Annotated in this window: 2 protein-coding genes; both read right to left on the bottom strand. The window is 68.3% G+C overall.

Features of this window, described 5'->3' with window-relative positions; all coding sequences use genetic code 11:
• Window positions 1-93 precede the first annotated feature (93 nt).
• Entirely contained in the window at window positions 94-696 is a 603-nt protein-coding gene (locus AB4Y84_RS22165) for a DUF2884 family protein (RefSeq protein WP_442244317.1), read from the bottom strand.
• Between the two features lie 30 nt (window positions 697-726).
• On the bottom strand, window positions 727-1,134 hold a 408-nt coding region (locus AB4Y84_RS22170), incomplete at its 5' end, for a GIN domain-containing protein (protein WP_442250997.1).

Genomic DNA, 1,134 nt, shown 5'->3' on the forward strand with positions numbered 1-1,134 from the left:
GTGCATCCGGGGCCGCCATTGTAAGCCCGCCGGGGCGCAGCGGCCGGCAACGCAGGTGCGCGGCCGGCCGGGTGCGCTGATCTGTCACAGGGGTCAGCGGTTGACGACGGTGTCCTTGCCGCAGTCGTCCACATCGCTCTGGTCCATCGTGGCGTAGGGCTTGAACGCCGGCAGCGAGGCGGCCAGGGCCTGCTGGCTGGCCAGCATGGCCGGCATGCGGTCGCAGATGCGCTTGGCCTGCGCCTCGATCTTGGCGGCCTCGGCGTTGATCCGTTTCTCGATGCCTTCGCTGTCACCGCTGAAGATGCCCTTCAGTGCTTCACCGGCGGCGTTGGCGCCGAGCTTTGCGCCTGCCAGGCCGACATCCATGCCGTCCATCGCCACCGCCACCACGTGGCTGCGGTAATCAAGCAGCTGGCGACGCTGGCCATCGTCCAGCGCCACCTGCTTGCCACCGATCAGCAGCTGTCCCTGCGGGGTGATCTCCGCGCGCGGCTGGTTGTCGGCCGAGATCTTGATGTTGCCTTCGGCGATTTCCCTGCGGGCGTCATCCATCGCTTCCTTGACGGTCTGGCCGACGCCGCCCGCGGTCTCGGCCACCGCCTTGCCGGCGGTCTTGTCGGGGCTGGACGTGTCGCCACAGGCGATCAACGGCAGGCACAGCAGGGCAGCAGGCAGCAGGCGCAGCAGGTTCATGGCATTCCCCTCGTATCGGATGGTTGGGCGTTACTTGCCGCGCGGCAGGGTGATGGTGCCGGACACGTTGCGATGCTGGACATCGCCGCTGCCGCTGTGCTCGACGGTGAGGTTGCCGCGCACGCCGTCGACATCGATGTCGCCCGAGCCGTGGCTGCGCACGCGGACGTTGCCGCCGACCTGCTCGATATCGACGTTGCCGGAGCCGACCACGCCGACCTCGACGTTGCCCTGCACTTGCTTGAAGCCGATGTCGCCCGAACCGACGGTATCCAGCCGTGCGTTGCCACGCACGTCGGTCACCTTCAGGTCACCGGAGCCGACGGTGCCGACGCTGGCATCACCGCCGATGTTGCGGGCGTTGACGTCGCCCGAACCCAGCGAGAGCAGGTTGAACGATGCGGCACCATCGACGTCCAGGTCGCCCGAACCCACGGC

This window comes from Stenotrophomonas sp. 2YAF22 (genome assembly GCF_052114665.1).
GTDB lineage: Bacteria > Pseudomonadota > Gammaproteobacteria > Xanthomonadales > Xanthomonadaceae > Stenotrophomonas > Stenotrophomonas indicatrix.

Bases quoted from the DNA above. Each gene is read 5' to 3' on its own strand.
- AB4Y84_RS22165 (WP_442244317.1), bottom strand. From the start codon at position 696: ATGAACCTGCTGCGCCTGCTGCCTGCTGCCCTGCTGTGCCTGCCGTTG.